The sequence below is a fragment of the Oerskovia flava genome (assembly GCF_026163685.1).
GTDB lineage: Bacteria > Actinomycetota > Actinomycetes > Actinomycetales > Cellulomonadaceae > Oerskovia_A > Oerskovia_A flava.
Genome location: NZ_JAOXSR010000001.1, coordinates 239,549 through 260,326, shown reverse-complemented (window position 1 = coordinate 260,326; position 20,778 = coordinate 239,549). Strand labels below are relative to the sequence as shown.

Annotated in this window: 19 protein-coding genes; 11 read left to right on the top strand and 8 right to left on the bottom strand. The window is 72.8% G+C overall.

Annotation, left to right across the window (positions count from 1 at the left end):
* Positions 1 to 51 precede the first annotated feature (51 nt).
* From OHL10_RS01175 to OHL10_RS01165, 3 genes are all read left to right on the top strand, one after another.
* Entirely contained in the window at positions 52 to 723 is a 672-nt protein-coding gene (locus tag OHL10_RS01175) for a helix-turn-helix transcriptional regulator (RefSeq protein WP_265520314.1), read from the top strand.
* A 118-nt stretch (positions 724 to 841) separates the two neighbouring features.
* Positions 842 to 1,324, top strand: coding sequence for a hypothetical protein (locus tag OHL10_RS01170; RefSeq protein ID WP_265520313.1), 483 nt, complete (start codon positions 842 to 844; stop codon positions 1,322 to 1,324).
* An 86-nt stretch (positions 1,325 to 1,410) separates the two neighbouring features.
* Complete coding sequence (locus OHL10_RS01165) at positions 1,411 to 2,127, top strand: hypothetical protein (protein WP_265520312.1); 717 nt, start codon at positions 1,411 to 1,413, stop codon at positions 2,125 to 2,127.
* An 11-nt stretch (positions 2,128 to 2,138) separates the two neighbouring features.
* Here OHL10_RS01165 and OHL10_RS01160 read toward each other — a convergent pair whose 3' ends face one another.
* Together OHL10_RS01160 and OHL10_RS01155 are read right to left on the bottom strand one after the other, a co-directional pair.
* Positions 2,139 to 3,215: an NADH:flavin oxidoreductase/NADH oxidase gene (locus OHL10_RS01160; RefSeq protein ID WP_265520311.1), complete on the bottom strand. Its 1,077-nt coding sequence runs from the start codon at positions 3,213 to 3,215 to the stop codon at positions 2,139 to 2,141.
* A gap of 43 nt (positions 3,216 to 3,258) precedes the next feature.
* Entirely contained in the window at positions 3,259 to 3,906 is a 648-nt protein-coding gene (locus OHL10_RS01155) for a YitT family protein (RefSeq protein ID WP_265520310.1), read from the bottom strand.
* Between the two features lie 270 nt (positions 3,907 to 4,176).
* Here OHL10_RS01155 and acs point away from each other — a divergent pair, with 270 nt between their 5' ends.
* Entirely contained in the window at positions 4,177 to 6,198 is a 2,022-nt protein-coding gene (gene acs / locus OHL10_RS01150) for an acetate--CoA ligase (protein WP_265520309.1), read from the top strand.
* A 39-nt stretch (positions 6,199 to 6,237) separates the two neighbouring features.
* Here acs and OHL10_RS01145 read toward each other — a convergent pair whose 3' ends face one another.
* Positions 6,238 to 7,626 (bottom strand): MFS transporter, encoded by a 1,389-nt coding sequence (locus OHL10_RS01145; protein ID WP_265520308.1) that lies wholly within the window; start codon positions 7,624 to 7,626, stop codon positions 6,238 to 6,240.
* A 96-nt stretch (positions 7,627 to 7,722) separates the two neighbouring features.
* Between OHL10_RS01145 and mshD the strand changes: the two genes are divergently transcribed.
* From mshD to OHL10_RS01130, 3 genes are read left to right on the top strand one after another with little or no spacing between them, the layout of a single operon-like run.
* Complete coding sequence (mshD, locus tag OHL10_RS01140; RefSeq protein WP_265520307.1) at positions 7,723 to 8,727, top strand: mycothiol synthase; 1,005 nt, start codon at positions 7,723 to 7,725, stop codon at positions 8,725 to 8,727.
* Positions 8,728 to 8,762: 35 nt separating this feature from the next.
* A complete protein-coding gene (locus OHL10_RS01135) occupies positions 8,763 to 11,030 on the top strand; it encodes an RNA degradosome polyphosphate kinase (protein WP_425498902.1) in 2,268 nt (755 codons plus the stop codon).
* A 2-nt stretch (positions 11,031 to 11,032) separates the two neighbouring features.
* Positions 11,033 to 12,058, top strand: a complete 1,026-nt coding sequence (locus OHL10_RS01130; protein ID WP_265520981.1) for an NUDIX hydrolase — start codon at positions 11,033 to 11,035, stop codon at positions 12,056 to 12,058.
* A 29-nt stretch (positions 12,059 to 12,087) separates the two neighbouring features.
* Here the strand turns inward: OHL10_RS01130 and OHL10_RS01125 are convergent, their stop codons facing one another.
* The 3 genes from OHL10_RS01125 to OHL10_RS01115 form a co-directional block, all read right to left on the bottom strand.
* Complete coding sequence (locus tag OHL10_RS01125) at positions 12,088 to 13,089, bottom strand: inorganic phosphate transporter (protein ID WP_265520306.1); 1,002 nt, start codon at positions 13,087 to 13,089, stop codon at positions 12,088 to 12,090.
* A gap of 4 nt (positions 13,090 to 13,093) precedes the next feature.
* Entirely contained in the window at positions 13,094 to 13,714 is a 621-nt protein-coding gene (locus OHL10_RS01120; protein ID WP_265520305.1) for a DUF47 domain-containing protein, read from the bottom strand.
* Between the two features lie 370 nt (positions 13,715 to 14,084).
* Positions 14,085 to 14,684, bottom strand: a complete 600-nt coding sequence (locus OHL10_RS01115) for a hypothetical protein (protein WP_265520980.1) — start codon at positions 14,682 to 14,684, stop codon at positions 14,085 to 14,087.
* Positions 14,685 to 14,843: 159 nt separating this feature from the next.
* Here OHL10_RS01115 and OHL10_RS01110 point away from each other — a divergent pair, with 159 nt between their 5' ends.
* The 3 genes from OHL10_RS01110 to OHL10_RS01100 all read left to right on the top strand — a co-directional run bounded on the left by OHL10_RS01110 (position 14,844) and on the right by OHL10_RS01100 (position 17,583).
* Positions 14,844 to 15,359 carry a MarR family winged helix-turn-helix transcriptional regulator gene (locus tag OHL10_RS01110; protein ID WP_265520304.1) on the top strand — a complete coding sequence of 172 codons (516 nt, stop codon included), beginning with the start codon at positions 14,844 to 14,846 and terminating at the stop codon, positions 15,357 to 15,359.
* Positions 15,356 to 16,984 (top strand): MDR family MFS transporter, encoded by a 1,629-nt coding sequence (locus OHL10_RS01105; RefSeq protein ID WP_265520303.1) that lies wholly within the window; start codon positions 15,356 to 15,358, stop codon positions 16,982 to 16,984. The genes OHL10_RS01110 and OHL10_RS01105 overlap by 4 nt, the downstream gene beginning before the upstream one ends.
* 110 nt (positions 16,985 to 17,094) lie before the next feature.
* The gene (locus OHL10_RS01100; RefSeq protein ID WP_265520302.1) at positions 17,095 to 17,583 is read left to right on the top strand and encodes a MarR family winged helix-turn-helix transcriptional regulator; all 489 of its coding nucleotides are present in this window, start codon (positions 17,095 to 17,097) and stop codon (positions 17,581 to 17,583) included.
* A gap of 18 nt (positions 17,584 to 17,601) precedes the next feature.
* Here OHL10_RS01100 and msrB read toward each other — a convergent pair whose 3' ends face one another.
* Together msrB and OHL10_RS01090 are read right to left on the bottom strand one after the other, a co-directional pair.
* Positions 17,602 to 18,003, bottom strand: a complete 402-nt coding sequence (gene msrB / locus OHL10_RS01095; protein ID WP_265520301.1) for a peptide-methionine (R)-S-oxide reductase MsrB — start codon at positions 18,001 to 18,003, stop codon at positions 17,602 to 17,604.
* Between the two features lie 129 nt (positions 18,004 to 18,132).
* The gene (locus OHL10_RS01090; protein ID WP_265520300.1) at positions 18,133 to 19,650 is read right to left on the bottom strand and encodes a DEAD/DEAH box helicase; all 1,518 of its coding nucleotides are present in this window, start codon (positions 19,648 to 19,650) and stop codon (positions 18,133 to 18,135) included.
* A gap of 277 nt (positions 19,651 to 19,927) precedes the next feature.
* Here OHL10_RS01090 and OHL10_RS01085 point away from each other — a divergent pair, with 277 nt between their 5' ends.
* Positions 19,928 to 20,683 carry a M50 family metallopeptidase gene (locus OHL10_RS01085; protein ID WP_265520299.1) on the top strand — a complete coding sequence of 252 codons (756 nt, stop codon included), beginning with the start codon at positions 19,928 to 19,930 and terminating at the stop codon, positions 20,681 to 20,683.
* Positions 20,684 to 20,778 lie beyond the last annotated feature (95 nt).

Sequence of the window (20,778 nt, the reverse complement as noted above, 5' to 3'; positions counted from 1 at the left end):
CACGATGTCCGCAAGCCGCAAGGCGGTGGGCGTCGGCGGGGGGAGGCCGTAGTGCACGGGACCGTGTCCGGTGCCGGTCGCCACGGGGCGGCCGCCGTGCACGTCGTGTCCCGCGACCCGGTCCTGGCGTCGTCGATCGCGGCAGGGCTCGACGCGCTCGGCTGGTCCGACGTCCGGCCGCACCCGTGCTCGACGATCGCCCGGGAGCTCGTCGTCGGCAGCTCCCACCTCGTCCTGGTCACGGACGAGGACGGGCACCTCCCCGACGCCTCGCTCAACGTGCTCGGCCGCGGGCGCACGGGCGTGGGGGTCCTGGGCAGCAGGCTCGCGGCCCGCACGCTCCTGGCCGCGGCGCGGCGCGGCGCGTGGGTCGTCGACGGCGACCTCCCCCTGCTCCACCAGCTCCGCGCGCTCGACCGGCACCTGTCCGGCCGCTCGCCGCGTGGCGTCGACGCGCACGCCGTCGCCCTCCTGCACGCGCTGGTCCTGGACCTCGAACGGGTCGAGTCCTTGACCCGGCGCGAGCGGGAGGTGCTGGCCCGGCTCGTCGAGGGCATGCCCGCGGCCGAGATCGCTCGCTCGCTCGTGCTGTCGCTGACCACGGTCCGCAGCCACATCCGGGCGATCCTCACGAAGCTCGGCACGACGTCGCAGCTCGCGGCCGTCGCGACGCTGCTGCGGGTGGGGAGCGGCTCGGCAGCACCCGATCTTCCTCAGAATTGACGATCCCGTCCCGCACGCGCGCTCCTAGCGTGAGAGGCAGCCAGACCCGGCCTCCGAGGGGGCGGCCGAGCTGGTGAGATCCGGACGACGACGTCCGGACGATCCACAGGGGGAAGCCATGCTCATCGTCTGTACGCAGGACACCCGGATCAGAACTTCGACCGCTGATCCGTCGTCGGGCTCGTCGGCCTGGGGTGACGTGGTCGAGCTGCCCGTCGGGGCCCAGGTGCACGCCGACCAGGGGTTCGCGCACGCGCTCGCCGGCCTGACCGACCCGCTCTGCCTCTCCGCGCACGGCAACGACACCGAGCTGGGCGACGCCGACTCCCGGCCCCAGGACTGGGAGTGGAGCGTCGACCAGATCGGAGACCTGCTCACCAGGGTGCCGCCCGGCTACGCCGATCCGATCCTCGTGCACGCCTGCGCCGAGCAGATCTCCAACTTCGCGGCCCGGCTCGCCCTGGCGCTCGCGCAGCGCCGGGTCCTCGACGGCGTCTGGGTCTACGGGTACAACCGGCCCGTCCCGGCGGACGCGAGCTACCCGCCGCCCGTGGGCCTCGAGCGCCGCGCCGACCTGCAGTGGACCCAGGTCACCTTCTGACCTGCACACCCGCGCGCGGCACGGCCGCGCGCCGGAACCACCTCTGCACGACACCCCTGCACGACCGAGACCACCGAGGAGTACCCATGTCCCTGATCCGAGACATCGTGAAGCAGTTCGACGGCAGCGAGGAGCTCGCCCAGACCCAGCGTGAGGTGATCGAGTCGCTCGCGCGGCTCGGCGAGACCAAGGCAGAGCTCTTCGACGTGCGGATCCAGGAGTCGCTCCGTGGCGCGGGCGGCACCAACAGCACGGTCCCGATCACGTCGATCCTCGCCTCGAAGAAGGAGGTCCACGCCTTCAGCTCGACGTCCGTCGAGCACCTCGCCGACGCCGTGAAGTCGTCGCTCAAGTCGTTCGTGGCCGGTACGTCGTCGGACATCATCGACGGCGTGGGCACGCTCGTGTCGGAGGCGCTCACCGCGTTCCTCGGCGGCGCCTCCGCCTCGACGGGGACGATCGAGGAGTACTACGTCGTCACCGAGGGCCTGTCGATCGTCCGGGTCGACCTCAAGGCCTGGTACCAGAACGTCTCGGCCAAGAGCATCTACGAGAAGATGGAGCGGGTCAGCGCGTTCGTCGCGGTGAAGTCGACGGTCGACCTCTCGAAGATCGACTTCAACACGTTCCTGTACCTCTACCAGGACCAGCTGAGCCTCGCGCGCCTCCCGAAGGAGCAGATCACGCAGGCGCTCAAGGACGCCAAGGAGATCTACCGCGAGTTCAACGAGATGGGCGGACGCGTGTCCGCGACGACGCACATCACGCGTCCGCCCGCGGCCACCGCCCCCCGGGGGCGCTGACCGCGCGAGCCTCAGGCCGTCCAGGCTCCGCGTTCGTACTGCGGTCGCCACGGCGCGCGGTCCACGTCCACACCCAGGGCGTGGGCCGCGCGCAGCGGCCACATCGGGTCACGCAGCGCGGGCCGGCCGATCATCACGGCGTCCGCGGCGCCGTCGACGAGCACCTGCTCGGCCTGCTCGGGCGAGGTGAGGAGCCCGACGGCGCTCACCGGCAGCCCGGAGACCTCGCGGACACGACGCGCGGCGGGCACCTGGTAGCCCGGTCCGACGGGGATCGTCGCGGGCGCCACGCCGCCGGTGGACACGTCGACCAGGTCGACGCCGACCTGCGCCAGCCGGGCGGCGGCGTGCGCGACGTCGTCGTCGTCGAGCCCGTCCTCGTGCCAGTCCGTCGCCGAGACGCGGACGAGGAGCGGCATGCCGTCGGGCAGCGCGGCACGCACGGCGACCGCCGACTCGAGCAGGAGCCGTTCGCGGTTCTCGACGGAGCCGCCGTAGGCGTCGTCGCGACGGTTCGCCAAGGGCGAGAGGAACTGGTGGAGCAGGTAGCCGTGCGCGGCGTGGAGCTCGACGACGTCGAAGCCCGCCTCGACGGACCGGCGCGCGGCCTCGGCGAACTGACCCGGGACCGCCTGCACCTCGTCGAGGGTCATCGCGGCAGGCTCCGCCAGGCCCGGGTACGCCTCGGGCGACGGGCCCACGGGGGTCCACCCACCGGCGTCGGGCAGGACCGCTCCACGGGCCGGGTCCCAGGGCCGGTGCGTGGAGGCCTTGCGCCCGGCGTGCGCGAGCTGGATCCCGACCAGCGCGCCCTGCGCGTGCACGAACGCCGTGATGCGGGCCCAGGCGTCGGCCTGCGCGTCCGACCAGATCCCGACGTCCTGCGGGGAGATCCGGCCCTCGGGCACGACGGCGGCCGCTTCCGTGAGCAGCAGCCCGAACCCGCCGGTGGCCCGGGCGCCGAGGTGCACCAGGTGCCAGTCGTCGGGCATGCCGTCCGTCGCGGAGTACTGGCACATGGGGGCGAGCCAGATGCGGTTCGGCAGGGTCAGGTCGCGCAGCCTCAGGGGCTGGAAGAGTCGGCTCACACCGGGACCCAACGCGGCCGGGCCGCGCCCCATTCCGCGCACGTCAGTGGCCGAGGTAGCGGCCCGGTCGGTGGTTGAGCGCGAGGACCACGTTGAGCAGGACGACGCCCGCGACGGAGAGCAGCACCGTCGTCGGCGGGGCTACGGCGAACGCGAGCAGGACGACGACGGCGTCGAACGCCATCTGCACGTAGCCCGCACGCCAGCCGAGCCGCTCCTGCAGGACGAGCGCGAGGATGTTGAACCCGCCGAGGCTCGCACCGTGCCGGAAGATCACGAGCAGGCCGATGCCGATGACGAGGTTGCCGGAGAGCACCGCGTAGACGGGGTCGATGTCGACGGGACCGTCGAAGGCGAGCGGGTGCAGCGCGGAGAGCGCAGAGACCAGCCCGACGGCGGCGGCCGTCTTCGCGGTGAATCCCCAGCCCTTCTTCCAGACGGCAAGGGCGAAGAACGGGACGTTGACGGCGAAGAAGAGGACGCCGAACGGGACGGGTGCGACCTGGACGAGCAGCAGCGCCAGGCCGGCGGTGCCGCCCGTGACGGCCGAGACGGAGCCGAGCAGGAACAGCCCGAGCGAGGCGAGGTAGGTGCCGGTGAGGATCCCGAAGACGTCTTCGAGGCGGCTGTGCGGGGGGCCGACCGCCAGCGGTGGCGGGGTCGTGGTGCGGTCGAGCGGGGTGTCGCCCATGAGGTCCTTCCCGAGGTCGTCGGTTCGTCGCCGAGGCTATCGGACAGTGGCCCGGAGACCGGGCGGTCCTCCGCAGGGGCCTGCAGGACCTATTTGCAAGCACTACGGCCGAATAGCGGGCCACGTGACGGCCGTCACCCGATCCGGTCTAGACTCCCGAGGGTCGGGGCGACGCCAGCCCCGCCGTCCGACGGTCGAGGGCTGCCCGCGCGCGAGCACGCCGTCCGTCGTCGGGCGCCGCACCAGAGCCGATGCGCACCGGAGGTACGCGTGCCAGAGAACCCCACCACCGAACCGACGCCCGGCCTGGAGAACCTTCTCCACGAGACCCGCAGCTTCCCACCAGACCCACGCTTCGCGGAACAGGCGAACGCGCAGGCCGGTCTCTACGACGAGGCGAAGGCCGACCGGCTGGCGTTCTGGGAGCGCCAGGCCCGCGAGCTCGTCAGCTGGCGGACCCCGTTCACCGAGACCCTCGACTGGTCGGGCGCGCCCGTCGCCCGCTGGTTCGCCGACGGCACGCTCAACGCCGCGTACAACGCGGTCGACCGGCACGTCGAGGCCGGCCACGGCGACCGCGTCGCCCTGCACTTCGAGGGTGAGCCCGGCGACACCCGCACCGTGACCTACGCGGACCTGCAGCGCGAGGTCTCGCGCGCGGCCAACGCCCTCGCCGCGCTCGGCGTCACCACCGGCGACCGCGTCGTGATCTACCTGCCCATGCTCGTCGAGTCCGTCGTGGCGATGCTGGCGTGCGCCCGCCTCGGCGCCGCGCACTCCGTCGTGTTCGGCGGGTTCTCCGCCGACGCCCTGCGCAGCCGCATCGCCGACGCGGGCGCGACCCTGGTCATCACCGCCGACGGGGGCTACCGGCGCGGGGCGCCGTCGGCCCTCAAGCCGGCGGTCGACGAGGCGCTCGAGCCGCGCAACGGCGCCGAGCCGACCACGGTGGCGCACGTCCTCGTCGTGCGCCGCACGGGCCAGGACGTCGCCTGGACCGAGGGCCGCGACGTGTGGTGGCACGAGGCCCTCGAGGCGGCAGACGTCCAGCACGACCCGGTGTGGGTCGAGGCCGAGCACCCGCTGTTCATCCTCTACACGTCGGGCACCACCGGGAAGCCCAAGGGGATCCTCCACACGACCGGCGGCTACCTCACGCAGACCGCCTACACGCACCGCAACGTCTTCGACCTCAAGGCCGAGACCGACGTGTACTGGTGCACGGCCGACATCGGCTGGGTCACGGGCCACTCGTACGTCGTCTACGGGCCGCTGCTCAACGGCGCGACCCAGGTGATCTACGAGGGCACGCCGGACAGCCCGCACCAGGGCCGCTGGTGGGAGATCGTCGAGAAGTACAAGGTCTCGATCCTCTACACCGCGCCGACCGCGATCCGCACCTTCATGAAGTGGGGCGAGGAGATCCCGGACCGGTTCGACCTGTCGAGCCTGCGCGTCCTCGGGTCGGTGGGCGAGTCCATCAACCCCGAGGCCTGGATGTGGTACCGCCGCGTCATCGGCGGCGGGACCGCCCCGATCGTCGACACGTGGTGGCAGACCGAGACCGGCGCGATCATGGTCTCGCCCCTGCCGGGCGTCACCGCGGCCAAGCCCGGCTCGGCCCAGGTACCGCTGCCCGGGATCGCCGCAGAGGTGGTCGACGACGAGGCCCACCCCGTGCCGGACGGCGGCGGCGGGTACCTGGTCCTGTCCGAGCCGTGGCCGTCGATGCTGCGCGGCATCTGGGGCGACCTCGAGCGGTTCAAGGACACCTACTGGTCCCGCTTCCCCGGCATCTACTTCGCCGGTGACGGGGCGAAGAAGGACGAGGACGGCGACATCTGGCTCCTCGGCCGGGTCGACGACGTCATGAACGTCTCCGGCCACCGCCTGTCCACGACCGAGATCGAGTCGGCGCTCGTGTCCCACGAGTACGTCGCGGAGGCCGCCGTCGTCGGTGCGGCCGACGACACCACCGGTCAGGCCGTGGTCGCGTTCGTCATCCTCATCGGCGAGTTCGCCGACCGGGCCGCCGACGACGCGGGGGCGGACGCCGTCCAGACGGCGCTGCGCAACCACGTCGCCCGGCAGATCGGCGCCATCGCCAAGCCCCGCAAGATCCTCGTCGTCCCGGAGCTGCCCAAGACCCGCTCGGGCAAGATCATGCGCCGGCTCCTGCGGGACGTCGCGGAGAACCGGGCCGTCGGGGACGCCACGACGCTCGCGGACTCCTCCGTCATGACGCTCATCGCCTCCGGCCTGGCGAAGCCGTCGACGAGCTCGGAAGACTGACGAGCGCGAAGAGCTGAGGCACCGGGTGGCCTGCGTCCCTCAGGCCACCCGGCGCCGGGGCATCTTCCACACGAGCACCATGAGGTAGGCGCCCAGCAGCACCGCGGCGCACCACGCCAGGACGGCGTACGACGCGACCGCGATGACGACCCCGGCCAGCACCCCGCCGAGCGCGCCGCCGAGGTTCATCGAGAAGTCGGACAGTCCCTGCACGGCCGTCCGGTGCGCGGGGGGCGTCCCGTCGATGAGCAGCGCCGACCCGGCCACGAGCCCGCAGGACCACCCCACCCCGAGCAGCACGAGCCCGACCGTCAGGCGAGCGGCGTCGTCGCTGGGAGCGCCCGCGACCGTCACGGCGGAGACGAGCAGGACGACCCCCCCGGCGCCCAGCACCCGCGCGTGCCCCCACCGGTCCGCGAGCCACCCGATCACTGGGCTGAGCACGTACATCCCGGCGATGTGCGCGCTGATGACGACGCCGACCACCTGCAGGCTGGCCCCGCCGTGGTTCATGTGCACCGGCGTCATCGACATCAGGCCGACCATCACGAGGTGACTGACGACGATCGCCCCCAGCGCGAGTTGCGCGGTCGGCGAAGCGCGCAGCACCGACCAGCCCGCGGCCAGGCCTTCCCGGAAGCCGGGCCTGCTCGTGGTCGTCGCGGCCACGCCGGGAAGAGCAGTGACGTCGACGTCTGCGTCGGCGCGCCCACCAGCCGCGGCGGCGGCGCGATCCGCGGCGACGCGCAGCGGGTCCGGCCGCAGGAGCAGCCACACCGCTGCGGCGGCCCCCGCGAAAGCGAGCGCGGCGACGAGGAACGGCACGGGCGACGTCGCGTCGCCGGCGTGCCCGGCGTGGTCGCCGGGCGCACCCTCGAGCAGACCGAGCTGCTCGGTCACCCCGGCGAGGTTCGGGCCGAGGACCGACCCGACCGTCGTCGCCCAGACGACGATCGACAGGTCCGTCGCGCGCCGCTCGGGGCGCGCCAGGTCCGTCGCGGTGAAGCGCGACGCCAGCCCGGTCGCCGACCCGGCACCGAAGAGCAGCATGCCCGCGAGCAGGAGGGGCCAAGCACCCCACCACGTCGCCGCCGCGGCGACGAGCGCCCCGGCGAGCGCCACGACGTAGCCGCTCGTGAGCGACCCGCGCCGCCCGCCCCGCGCGGCGAGCCGGGACAGCGGCAGGGCCACGACGGCCGCACCCACGACCGCGGAGGTCTGCGCGAGGCCCGCGATCGCGTCCGAGCCGGACAGCTCGGACGCGATGAGAGACGCCACCGCCACCCCGGTCGCGACACCGATCCCACCGAGAACCTGGCTCGCCGCGAGGACGGCGATCGTGCGCCGCTGGACCCGGTCGACGGGCACGGCACGGTCGCCAGGCTTGTCGCCGTCCGGGGTGGGGGCGGTCCCACGGGTCTCGCTCACCCGGGCAGCCTAGCGACGGCGCCGCCGGCGCCGACGCGCCACGTCCCCGGGTCCTCGCGGCGCGCGGCGCCCGCCTGCCGTGATGGGATGGACCCCATGCGCGCGCACCCGCTCGAGATCGGCCCCCTCGACCCGCCCACCTGCAGCGCCGTGCGCGCGCTGGCCGACGCGGCGCAGTCTGTCGACGGCGCGCCGCCCCTCTCCGAGCAGCCGCTCCTGCGGCTGGGCACGGACGACGAGGACATCACGCACGTCGTCGCGCGCACTGCGGCCGGGGACGTCGCCGGGTATGCGCAGATCGACCGCGGCGGGGACGGCGCGAGCGCCGAGCTCGTGGTCCACCCCGACGCCCGCCGCCAGGGCATCGGCCGTGCATTGCTGCGGACCGCCGAGCGGGACGCCCGGCTGCCGAGCCGCTCCGGCGAGCCCGGGCAGCGCGGCAGCACCCTGCGGGTGTGGGCGCACGGCGACCTGCACGGCGCCCGGGACTTCGCCGCCCAGGCGGGCTACGCCGTCGTGCGCGAGCTGCTCTTCCTCGGGCGCCGTCTGGCGGACCTGTCCGGCGCCGCGGCGCCGACCGTCCCCGACGGCTACCGGCTGCGCACGTTCGTCCCCGGGGCCGACGACGAGGCGTGGCTGGCCGTCAACGCCCGCGCGTTCGCCGAGCACCCCGAGCAGGGCCGGATGACCCTCGCCGACCTGCGCGCCCGCCAGGCCGAGCCGTGGTTCGACCCGGAGGGCTTCTTCCTCATCGAGCGTGACATCGGGAGTGGCACGGAGAGGGACGTCGAGCACGACGGGGCGAGCGACGGGGCCGACCAGCATCTCGCCGGGTTCCTGTGGACCAAGGTCCCGGGCGGCTCGTCCGAGGGCGAGATCTACGTCGTGGGCGTCGACCCCGACGCGCAGGGCGCGGGACTCGGGAAGGTGCTGACCGCCGTCGGGCTCGCCCACCTGGCCGGGCGCGGCCTGGACCGGGCCGTGCTCTACGTCGACGGGGACAACGCCGCCGCTCTGCGCACCTACGAGCGGGCGGGCTTCGGCCGGCTCGCGGCAGACGTGCAGTACGCGCCGGTCGACACCGGCCTCATCGGCCCCTGAGCCCGATCACCCAAAGTTCACGCAGGGATGCCACCATGAACCCCATGACCGAGACGTCGACGCAGCGCGCGATCGAGCCCGAGCTCGCGGCCCACATCGCCGAGCACATCGCCGAGGACCCCGACGCGGGTCCCACCCCCGCCGAGCTGGCCGCCCTGCCGACGGACCGCTTCGCGGACCGCGAGCTCAGCTGGCTCGCGTTCAACCAGCGGGTCCTGGAGCTCGCCGAGGACGTCACGCAGCCGCTGCTCGAACGGGTGCGGTTCCTGGCGATCTTCGCGTCCAACCTCGACGAGTTCTACATGGTGCGCGTCGCCGGCCTCAAGCGCCGCATCGCCACGGGCATCGCCGTCACGGCGGCGTCCGGGCTCAGCCCCCGCCAGGTGCTGGACGTCATCAGCGAGCGCGGCCAGGAGCTCATGACCCGGCACGCGCGGGTGTTCGCGGACGACGTCCAGCCGGCGCTCGCCGCCGAGGGCATCACGCTCGTGCACTGGGACGAGCTGGAGACCCGCGAGCAGGAGCGCCTGCACAAGTTCTTCCGCAAGCAGATCTTCCCCGTCCTCACCCCGCTCGCGGTCGACCCCGCGCACCCGTTCCCCTACATCTCGGGGCTGTCGCTCAACCTCGCGGTCGTCGTCGCGAACCCGGCCACCGGCAAGGAGCACTTCGCACGGGTGAAGGTGCCGCCGCTGCTGCCGCGCTTCATCGCCGTCGACGCCCGCGGACGCCCGTCGGCCCCGACCGCGCAGGCCGCGGCGCCCGGCAAGGGTCCGACGTCGTTCGTGCCCGTCGAGGAGGTCATCGCCCACCACCTCGACCACCTCTTCCCGGGTATGGAGGTGCGCGAGCACCACACGTTCCGGGTGACCCGCAACGAGGACGTGGAGGTCGAGGAGGACGACGCCGAGAACCTCCTGCAGGCCATGGAGAAGGAGCTGCTGCGCCGCCGCTTCGGACCGCCGGTGCGCCTCGAGCTGGGCGAGGGGATCAGCCCCCGCATCCGCGACCTGCTCGTCCGCGAGCTCGGCGTCGCGGAGGACGAGGTCTCGATCCTGCCGGCGCCTCTCGACCTCACCGGGCTCAACGTCATCGCGGACCTCGACCGCTCGGACCTGCACTTCCCGCCGTTCGTCCCGACGACGCACCGGTACCTCGCCGAGGTCGAGAGCGCGAGCCCCACCGACGTCTTCGCCGCGATCCGTGAGCGCGACGTCCTGCTGCACCACCCGTACGACTCGTTCTCCACCTCGGTGCAGACGTTCCTCGAGCAGGCGGCGGCAGATCCGAAGGTGCTCGCGATCAAGCAGACGCTGTACCGGACCTCGGGCGACTCCCCCATCGTCGACGCGCTCATCGACGCCGCGGAGGCCGGCAAGCAGGTGCTCGCGCTGGTCGAGATCAAGGCACGGTTCGACGAGCAGGCGAACATCTCCTGGGCCCGCAAGCTCGAGCAGGCCGGGGTGCACGTCGTCTACGGGATCGTCGGCCTCAAGACCCACTGCAAGCTCTCGCTGGTGGTGCGCCAGGAGTCCGACGGCCTCAGGCGCTACTGCCACGTCGGCACCGGGAACTACCACCCGAAGACCGCCCGGCTCTACACCGACCACGGGCTGCTCACGTGCGACCCGGACGTCGGTCAGGACCTCACACGGCTGTTCAACCAGCTCTCCGGGTACGCCCCGCAGTCCCGCTTCCACCGGCTGCTCGTCGCACCGCGCACCGTGCGGTCCGGCCTCGTCGAGCGCATCGAGCGCGAGGCCGACGCCGCCCGCGAGGGCCGCGAGGCGTGGGTGAAGATCAAGGTCAACTCCGTCGTGGACGAGGTGATCATCGACGCGCTGTACCGGGCGTCGCAGGCCGGGGTCCGCGTCGACCTCGTCGTGCGCGGCATCTGCGCCGTGCGACCGGGCGTCGAGGAGCTCAGCGAGAACATCCGGGTGCGGTCGATCCTCGGCCGCTTCCTGGAGCACTCGCGCATCTTCGCGTTCGCGAACTCGGGCGGGCCCGCCATCGGCGACGGCCCCGAGAGCGGGCCCGAGGTGTACATCGGGTCGGCCGACCTCATGCACCGCAACCTCGACCGCCGTGTCGAGACGCTCGTGCGGATCGTCGACCCCGACCAGGTGACCGAGCTCATCGACCTCATCGACCTCTCCATGGACGACGGCACCGCGTCGTGGCACCTGCAGGCCGACGGGTCGTGGGAGCGGCACTCGACCGGACCCGACGGCGAGCCGCTCACCGACCTGCAGGCGACGCACGTGCAGCGTCAGCGCCGGCGCCGAGGCATGGGCCGGTGAGGATGGCCGCCCTGCCCGGCGTGGCGCCCCTCGTGGACACCCTCGGCCCCACGCACGTACCGCACGCGCCGGTCATCGAGTCGGCGGGCGCTCTCGTGTGGCGGGTGCGCGACGGCGAGCTCCAGGTCCGGCTCGTGCACCGCCCCCGGTACGACGACTGGTCGTGGCCCAAGGGCAAGCTCGACCCCGGGGAGACGTTCCAGACGGCCGCCGCCCGCGAGGTCGCCGAGGAGACGGGGCGTCCCGTCCTGCTCGGTGTGCCGCTGCCGGGGCTGCAGTACCTCACACCCGAGGGCCGGGTGAAGCGCGTCCACTACTGGGCCGCCCGCCGTGCGGGGCGTCGTTCGGACTCCGCGCCCCTGGCGGCGCGCGCCCCCGTGCCGCCGGTCTCGGTCGAGGAGATCGACCGCGCGGAGTGGTTGGGCGTCGAGGCCGCGCTGGCGCGCCTGACGAGGGCGGCCGACCGCAACCCTCTGGTCGCCCTCGCGGAGGAGTACGAGCACGGAAGGCTCGCGACGCACGTCGTCGCGATCGCCCGGCACGGCAAGGCGGTCGCCCGCGCCGGGTGGCACGGCGACGAGGAGGACCGGCCGCTCACCCCGACAGGTCACGCGCAGTCCGCCGCGCTGGTCCCCGTGCTCGCTGCGTACGGCGTCGGTGAGCTGGTGACGAGCCGGTGGGAGCGGTGCGCCGCGACGCTCGACCCGTACGCCCGCGCTGCGGGCCTGCGGCCCGTGAGCGGCGACCACCTCACGGAGGCGCAGCACGAGCGGTCGCCGTCACGGGTGGCCCGGACCGTGCGCGAGCTCCTCGAGTCCGAGCGGTCCGCCGTGCTGTGCACGCACCGACCGGTGCTGCCGACCGTGCTCGACGTCCTGGGCCAGCACTCCCGCCGCTCGGTCGCGAACGTGCTGCCCACGAAGGACCCGTTCCTCGAGCCCGGCGAGGTGCTCGTCGCGCACGTCGCGCAGACCGCGAAGGGCCCTCGGGTGGTCGCGGCAGAGAAGGTCGCGCCGCCGCTGCACTGATCCCTCGTGCTCCCGGGTGAGCGCCGCCGTCAGACGAGGAAGGGCGAGATCACCCAGTACATGACCGCCGCGACGAACCCGGCGGCGGGGATGGTCAGCACCCAGGCGAACCCGATGTTCTTCGCCACGCCCCACCGCACCGCGGACAGGCGCTTGGTCGCGCCGACGCCCATGATCGCGGACGTGATGGTGTGCGTGGTGGAGACGGGCGCGTGAAAGACGAACGCGTTCGTGTAGAGCACCAGCGCGGCGATCGACTCGGCGACGAAGCCACGGGCCGGGTCGAGCTCGATGATCCGGCGGCCGAGCGTGCGCATGATGCGCCACCCGCCGGCGTACGTGCCGGCCGAGATCGCGGCCGCGGCGGAGAGCTTGACCCACAGCGGGATCCCGTTGCCCGTGTGGTAGCCGCCTGCGACGAGCGCGAGGACGATGACGCCCATGGTCTTCTGCGCGTCCTGCAGTCCATGGCCGAGGGCCATCGCCGCGGCGGACGCGGTCTGCGCGATCCGGAAGCGGCGGAACGCCCTCGCGGGCGCGGCCTTGCGGAAGATCCACAGCACGGCGACCATCAGCGCGAACGCCAGGCCGAAGCCGACGAGCGGCGACACGACCATCGGGATGACGACCTTCTCGACGACCGCGTTCCAGTAGACGGTGATGCCGGACGCGATGCCGACACCGACCAGTCCGCCGATGAGGGCGTGCGTCGAGGACGACGGCAGCCCGAACCACCAGGTGATGAGGTTCCACGTGATGGCGCCGATGAGGCCGCACAGCACGATCACGAGTCCACGGTGCGCGGACGCGTCGTCGATCGCGACGATGTCCCGGGCGATGGTCTCGGCGACCTGTGTCCCGAGGAGCGCACCGACGAAGTTGAAGACCGCGGCCATGAGGAGCGCGGCCCGGGGCGTCAGCGCCCGGGTCGAGACCGACGTCGCGATCGCGTTGGCGGCGTCGTGGAAGCCGTTGGTGTAGTCGAAGCCCAGCGCGAAGGCGACGACCACGACGACGAGCGCGAGCTCCACGGGGTCAGGACTCCTTGAGCGCGATGGTCTCGACGGTGTTCGCGACCTTCTCGAACGCGTCCGCCGCCTCCTCGAGGATCTCGACGATCTCCTTGAGCTTCATGAGGAGGATCGGGTCGCCGATCTCGTCGAAGAGCTGCGCGAGGAGCTTGCGGTGGATCTTGTCGGCCTGGTTCTCGAGCCGGTTGACCTCGACCCAGTACTCCGCGAGGTCGCTCATCGAGCGCAGCCGGGGCATGGCCTCGGCGGTGAGCTCGGACGCCCGCTGGAGGACCTGCACCTGGTCGGAGACCCGCGCAGGCAGCTCCTCGATCTTGTAGAGGACGATGAGGTCCGCCGCTTCCTCCATGTAGTCCATGCAGTCGTCGAGCGCGGAGGCCAGCGCGTAGATGTCGTCTCGGTCGAACGGCGTGACGAACGTCTGGTTGAGGCGACGCATGATCGTGTGCGTGGCATCGTCGGCGAGGTGCTCGGTCTCGGCGAGCTGCTTCGCGAGCACCTTGCGCGTGGGGCGGTCCGCACCCAGGAGCTCGGCCAGGAGGTTGGATCCGGTGACCAGGTGCTGCGCCGAGGCGGCGAGGAGGTCGAAGAACGAGGTATCGCGCGGTGTCAGGCGCAAGCGCACGGCAGGCTCCGAGAGGGGGGGTCGCTGGGGTCGGTTCAGAGTAGGGCCGCGGCCGGGTGAACGGCTACCGCTGGGCGTGTCGTCGTGGTGACCACGGTGAACGCGCGTCGAACTCTCGCCAAATGTAGCGGAGGCCGCGGGCGATCCCGTCATCGCTGCAAGGTGATCCTGCGCGCGCTCGCTGCGCGAGGGAGGGGGTGGGCGACGCCGGACCGCGGAGCGCCTCTCGGCGCGTGGCCGCTCGTAGCGGCTGAGTGTGGAGCCCGGGGCTACCGCGGCCCGACGTCGTCCACCATGCTACGCCGCGTGCCCGGACGAGGCCCAGCGAGGGCGGGGCGGGTGGTGGTGGGCTGCGCCACGTGCGCGGAGATCAGTCGAGGCGCCCGGCCCGCCACAGCGCCGCGGCGTGCTCGAGCTCCTCGGCCGTGCGCTGCAACGAGGAGGCGCCGCGGGTGAGGTGCAGCGCGCCGAACGGGTCGGCGACCTCTCGGGAGTCGGCGTCGAACGCGGCGCCCGTGGCGAGGATCCGGCAGAACGACCCGGCCCGGTCGAGCGCGACGTCGAGCGCGCCGGTGAAGACGCCGGACAGGACGGCGTCGGCCAGCTCGCGCACGTCCTCCGGACCGGGCGGGGAGACGACGCCGGCGATCGCCCCGTGCACGGGAGCCGCCTCGGCGCCGAGCCGGTAGCGCAGCGCGACGGTCTGCGGGTCGCGGCGGACCCACTCGCGCAGGACGTACAGCCGCCACAGCGCGCCCGGCAGCGAGCTGGGCGCCGCGTCGGCCCAGAGCCCGGCCACGACGTCGAGACCCTCGCGCTCCACGAGCCGGACCAGCCGTGCCACGACCTCGGGGTCCTGCGTGTCCCGGCCGCCCCGCACGATGGCGTTCGCGGTCGTGTGGGCGACCTCGTCGCGCAGGGCGGGGTCGAGCTCGCCGGGCAGGTCGGCGGCGTCGCGCGGGTCGAGCATGGCGGGACGGCGCGGGCGGTGGTTCTCGGGACGGTCGGGCACCGTCCCAGTCTCACCCCGTGGCGGGCGTAGGTTCCACTCTCGCCCACCTGGCCCTAGAAACAGTTGCCTTGAGCAATTACTAGTCGTATTGTTGCTTACGGCAAGTAAGGAGACCCCGTGCGATCGACCCTCGCTTCTCCCCCAGCGGCGACCGACGCCCCGACCGACTGCTCGACCGGCACCCCGAACGACGCAGCGAACGACCTCGTCCGCGCGCTCGAAGAGCTCGCCCGGGCGCAGCGAGAGGCGGCGGCACAGCTCGCCCGCGACCTCGACCGCCCGCGCGCCGGCCTCGGCCTCCTGCGCCTGCTCGAGCGCTGCGGCGCCGTGCAGGTCTCGGACGTCGCGACCCGCCTGCGCGTCGACGTGTCGGTCGCGAGCCGTCAGGTCAGCACGCTCGTCGACGCCGGCTACGTCCGGCGCACGGTGGACGACGACGACCGGCGGGCCCGCACGATCGAGCTCACCGAGACCGGTCGCCACCTCGCCGCCGAGTCCTCCCGACAGATCGCCCTGCTGGTCGCCCGCACGTTCGCCGGGTGGACCGGGGACGAGCTCGCCACCGCGACCCGGACCATCCGCGCCGTGGCCGCCACCATGACCCCCGACCAGGAAGAGCACCACGCCCGATGACCAGCACCCCCACGAAGACCCCGGTCGCCGCCGGGACCATGACCCGACGAGAGGTCCTCGAAGCCCTCTCCGGGATCCTGCTCGGCATGTTCGTGTCGATCCTCGCGACCTCGGTGGTCTCGAGCTCGCTGCCGAAGATCATCAGCGACCTCGAGGGCTCGCAGTCCTCGTTCACGTGGGTCGTCACCGCGACGCTCCTCACGACGACGATCTCGACCCCGATCTGGGGCAAGCTCGCCGACCTGACGAACCGCAAGATGCTCATCCAGGTGGCGCTCGTCATCTCGGTCGTCGCGGCGGCCCTCGCCGGGCTGTCGCAGAGCGTCGGAACCCTCATCACGTTCCGTGCGCTGCAGGGCATCGGCGCCGGTGGCCTCATGGCGCTGGCGACGGTCCTGGTCACCGACATCATCTCCCCGCGCGAGCGCGGCCGGTACATGGGCCTCATGGGTGCGGTCATGGCCGTCAGCCAGATCGGCGGCCCGCTCCTGGGCGGCGTGCTCACCGACACCGTGAGCTGGCGCCTGAACTTCTTCGTCGGCCTGCCGTTCGCGATCGTCGCGATCGTCGTCCTGCAGCGCACTCTGCGCCTGCCCCCGCTGCCCCGCCGGGTGGTGCGGATCGACTACTGGGGTGCGCTCCTCATCAGCGTCGGCGTCTCCACGCTGCTGCTGTGGGTGACCTTCGCCGGGCAGAGCTTCGCGTGGGCCTCCTGGCCCAGCGCCGCGATGGTCGTCGGCGCCGTCGGCGCGCTGGTCGCGGCGGTCCTCGTCGAGAAGCACGCCGTCGAGCCCATCATCCCGCTGCACCTGTTCCGGAACCGGACGTTCGTCCTCGCGGTCCTCGCCAGCGTCGCCGTGGGTGTCGCCATGTTCGGGACCGCGGTGTTCCTCAGCCAGTACATGCAGGTCGCGCGCGGCAAGACGCCCACCGAGTCGGGCCTGCTGACCATCCCGATGATCGTCGGCACGCTCGTCGCGTCGGTGCTCATCGGCCAGCTCATCACGCGCACCGGCCGCTACAAGGCGTTTATGGTGACCGGCGCCGCGATCCTCGTGGGCTCGCTCTTCGCGCTGTCGACCATCGACTACCACACGAGCTTCGTGCTCATCGGGGTGTACCTGTTCTTCCTCGGCGTCAGCATGGGCATGCTCATGCAGAACCTCGTGCTCGCGGTGCAGAACACCCTGCACGTCGACGAGATGGGTGCCGGGACCTCCACCGTCGCGTTCTTCCGCACGCTCGGCGGCGCGATCGGCGTCTCGGTGCTCGGGGCGGTCCTCGCGAACCAGGTCACGTCGTCGATCCGGAGCGGCCTCGACCGGCTCGGCGTGCCGTCCGACTCCCTCGGCGGCAGCGCGGCGGTCCCCGACGTCACCACGCTCCCTGCACCTCTGCGGGATCTCGTCGAGCAGTCGTACGGCGCCGGGATCGCGCACATCTTCCTCGTGGCCGTCCCGCTGGCCGTCGTGGCGCTGCTCTGCGTCGCCCTCCTCAAGGAGGTGCCGCTCGGTACCCGGTCGGGCCTGCAAGAGCGCCAGGAGCAGGTGGAGCGTCTGGAACGCGAGCAGCAGGAGAGCCCCCTCGAGGAGTCCCTCGCCGTGGGCGGGACGCCGCGCGGCTGAGCCCGTGCGCGGGCCGGGATGTCAGTCGGGATGCCGTCGGGATGTCACAGGTCGGGAACGGCTGGGGACGAGCCGACCCGCGCCGCGGCCCGAGGCGGCATGATGGGCACATGTCAGCCGCTACCCCCAGTGCCAGATCAGCCGAGGTGAGTGCCACCGAGGCGTACACGGACCTGGAGCGTGAGCTCCGGGTGCTCCTGCGCCGGGCGGGCGCGGCAGCGACGGCGATGGCTCGGCGCATCCACCCCGACCTGCCGGCGAGCGCCTACCCCCTCCTCGCGCACATCGCCGGGAGCACCGGCGTACGGGGGTCTGACCTGGCCGACCAGTTCGGCGTGGGTCGCGCGACGATCTCCCGCCAGCTCAGCCGCCTGCACGACCTCGGCCTCGTGGAGCGCTCGGTCGACCCGGAGGACTCGCGCGGTCAGATCATCTCGCTGACCGAGGACGGCGCCGCGCGCCTCGAGGCGGCGCAGCAGGCGCGGGTCGTGTCGGTCTCCGAGGCGCTCGCGGCGTGGGAGCCCAAGGACGTCGCCGCGCTGGCCGACCTGCTCCACCAGTACTCGGTGGACGTCGTGCGCTGGCAGGCGAACCGCTGAGCTCCCCCGCGGCGGTGCTCAGTCCTGGGACTCGAACGTCAGACTGAGGCTGTTCATGCAGAACCGGTCACCGGTCGGGGTCTGCGGCGCGTCGTCGAAGACGTGCCCCAGGTGCGACCCGCACGACGCGCAGCGCACCTCGGTGCGGGTCATGCCGAGGCTGCGGTCCTCGATGAGCTCGACGGCGTCGCCCGCGAGCGGGCTGAAGAAGCTCGGCCACCCGCAGTGCGAGTCGAACTTCGTGTCGGACCGGAAGAGCTCGGCGCTGCACGCCCGACACCGGTACACACCGACGCGCTTCTCGTCGAGCAGCTCCCCGGTCCAGGGACGCTCCGTGCCGGCCTTGCGGAGCACCGCGTACTCCTCGGGCGAGAGCTCGGCGCGCCACTGCTCGTCGGTCTTGGTCACTTCATAGGACATGTGTCCACCTCCATCGTGCTCAACCAGTGCGGGACCCGCGGTGTTCCGGACGCCGAACAGGCGGTTGCTCGGCACCGTCGGGTGAGGGTGCCGAGCAACCGCCTGTTCGGCGTGCTCGGTGTGGGTGCGTCAGGACGACGTCGTGTAGACCGTGCCGCCGGCGGGGCGCTGCGCGCGACCGCGCCCGCCACGACGCCCGCGCGGTGCGCCGGCGCCGGCCGACGCGCCCTGGCCGTTCTGAGCGCCCTGCCCACGACCGCCCTGCGCGCGACCACCCTGGCCGCCACCGGCCGGGGCGCCCGCGCCGCGGGACTGACCCTGCGTCGTCGGGCGCTGAGCCGAGGTGCCGGTGCGCGGGGCCGCGCCGGAGCGGGCACCGCCCTGGCCGCCACCGCGGCGCGAGGAGCGGGTACCGCCGTTGGTCGACGGCGTCCCCCGGCGGGCCTGCGTCTGCGGCGGGGTGAGCGCCGCGGGCTTGACGTACGCGGCGACGTCGCCGACGAGGGCGGTGACGGTCGCGTCGCCGGGCGCCGCGGGGCGGGGCTGAGCGGTGATCTTCGCCTTGCGGGTCAGGTCGCGCACGTCGCCGCGCTGCTCGGGCAGCATGACGGTGACGACGACGCCCTCCGACCCGGCACGGGCGGTACGGCCCGAGCGGTGCAGGTACGCCTTGTGCTCGGCCGGCGGGTCGACGTGGACCACGAGCTCGATCTCGTCGACGTGGATGCCGCGCGCGGCGATGTCGGTCGCGACGAGCACGTTCACCGAACCGGACGAGAAGGCCTCGAGGTTGCGCTCGCGCGCCCCCTGGCCGAGGTTGCCGTGCAGGTCGACCGCGGGGATGCCCTGCGCGGTGAGCTGCTTGGCGAGCTTCTTCGCCTGGTGCTTGGTGCGCATGAACAGCACACGGCGGCCGGTGCCGGACGCGAGCTGGTGCACGACGTCACGCTTGGCGTCCGCGTCCCGCACCGCGAGGATGTGGTGCGTCATCTGGGGCGGCGGCGCGGCGGCGTCGTCCACGGAGTGGCGCACCGGGTTGCTGAGGTAGCGCTTGACGAGCTGGTCCACGCCGTTGTCGAGCGTCGCGGAGAACAGCATGCGCTGGCCGACCTTGGGGGTCTTGTCCATGATGCGCTTGACGCCGGGGAGGAACCCGAGGTCGGCCATGTGGTCGGCCTCGTCGAGCACGGTGATCTCGATGCCGTCGAGCGTGAGCACCCGCTGGTTCAGCAGGTCCTCGAGGCGCCCGGGGCACGCGATGACGATGTCGACGCCCTTGTCCAGGGCGGTGACCTGACGCGACTGCGCGACTCCGCCGAAGATCGTGGTCGTCGTCAGACCGAGGATCTTGGCGACGGGCTCCATGGTGGCGTTGATCTGGTTGGCGAGCTCACGCGTCGGGCACAGCACGAGCGCTCGTGGCCGGCGAGGGTGGCGCGACGTACGCGACTCGGCGAGACGGGCGACCGTCGGCAGCGAGAACGCGAGCGTCTTGCCGGAGCCGGTGCGGCCCCGGCCGAGGACGTCGCGGCCCTTGAGCGAGTCGGGGAGCGTGGCGGTCTGGATGGGGAACGGGGAGTCGATGCCCTGGCGCGAGAGCTCGCGGACAACAGGGGTGGGCAGGCCGAAATCGGCAAAGGAAGTCACAGTGTGTGGGCCTCTCGGGGCTCAAAGGATCGGGGTCCGCCGCACGTAATCCGGGGGGATCTCCACGACGCGGGGCGCGCAGTTGCGCTGCCCTCGTGAACCCAGTGTCTCATGCCCGCCCCCGACCGTGGTGGTGACCTATGTCTCCCCCTTCGTTCCCCCGCCGAACACGACCCTGCTGCCGTGAACCCGCGCCCGACGACCTCAACGTCGTGCTCGACGACGGGCAGGGTCGTTGTGGGGGTCGGGCACAGGCGGTTGTGGTGGAATGTCGCGCGTGACAGTCGACACCTCCGCAGGGGCATGGGCGAGCGTGACGGACGTCGTCGGGCAGATCTGGCAGGCCGCGACGACGCCGGTCGCTGCTCCCGACACGTCGGTCGTGATGGTGACGGCTGCGGTGGCGGTCGCCGTCGTGCTCGTCACGCCGGTGTGGCGCGTCGCGCGCCATGTCGTGACGATCGCGCACGAGGGGGCGCACGCGTTGGCGGCGCTGCTCACGGGTCGTCGGCTGAGCGGCATCCGGCTGCACTCGGACACCTCGGGCCTGACGGTCTCCTACGGGCGGCCGCGCGGCTTCGGCATGATCCTCACGGCCTTCATGGGGTACGTCGGGCCCGGGCTGATCGGGCTGGGGGCGGCCGCGCTGCTGCGCCAGGGCTACGCCGTCGGGCTGCTGTGGCTGCTGGTGCTGCTGCTGACTCTCATGCTGGCGCAGATCCGCAACTGGTTCGGGCTGTGGTCGGTGCTGGTCAGCGGCGCGGCCCTCGTGGCCGTGTCGTGGTGGCTGGAGCCGCAGGCGCAGAGCGCCGTGGCGTACACGGTCACGTGGTTCCTGCTGCTCGGCGCCGTCCGCCCCGTGATCGAGCTGCAGGCCGAGCGCTCGCGCGGGCGCGCACGCAGCTCGGACGCCGACATGCTCGCGCGCCTGACGCGGCTGCCCGGGCTGTTCTGGGTCGTGGTGTTCCTGCTCGTCACGGTCGGCGCGGCCGTGCTCGGTGGGCTGTGGATCGTCGGGCCGGTCGGGGACTGACCGGCCCGGGCACAGCACGACGGGCCGCCCGCGTGTGCGGACGGCCCGTCGTGAAGTTCTGGGCGGCGCGTCGTCGATCTCGTGAGGATCGGACG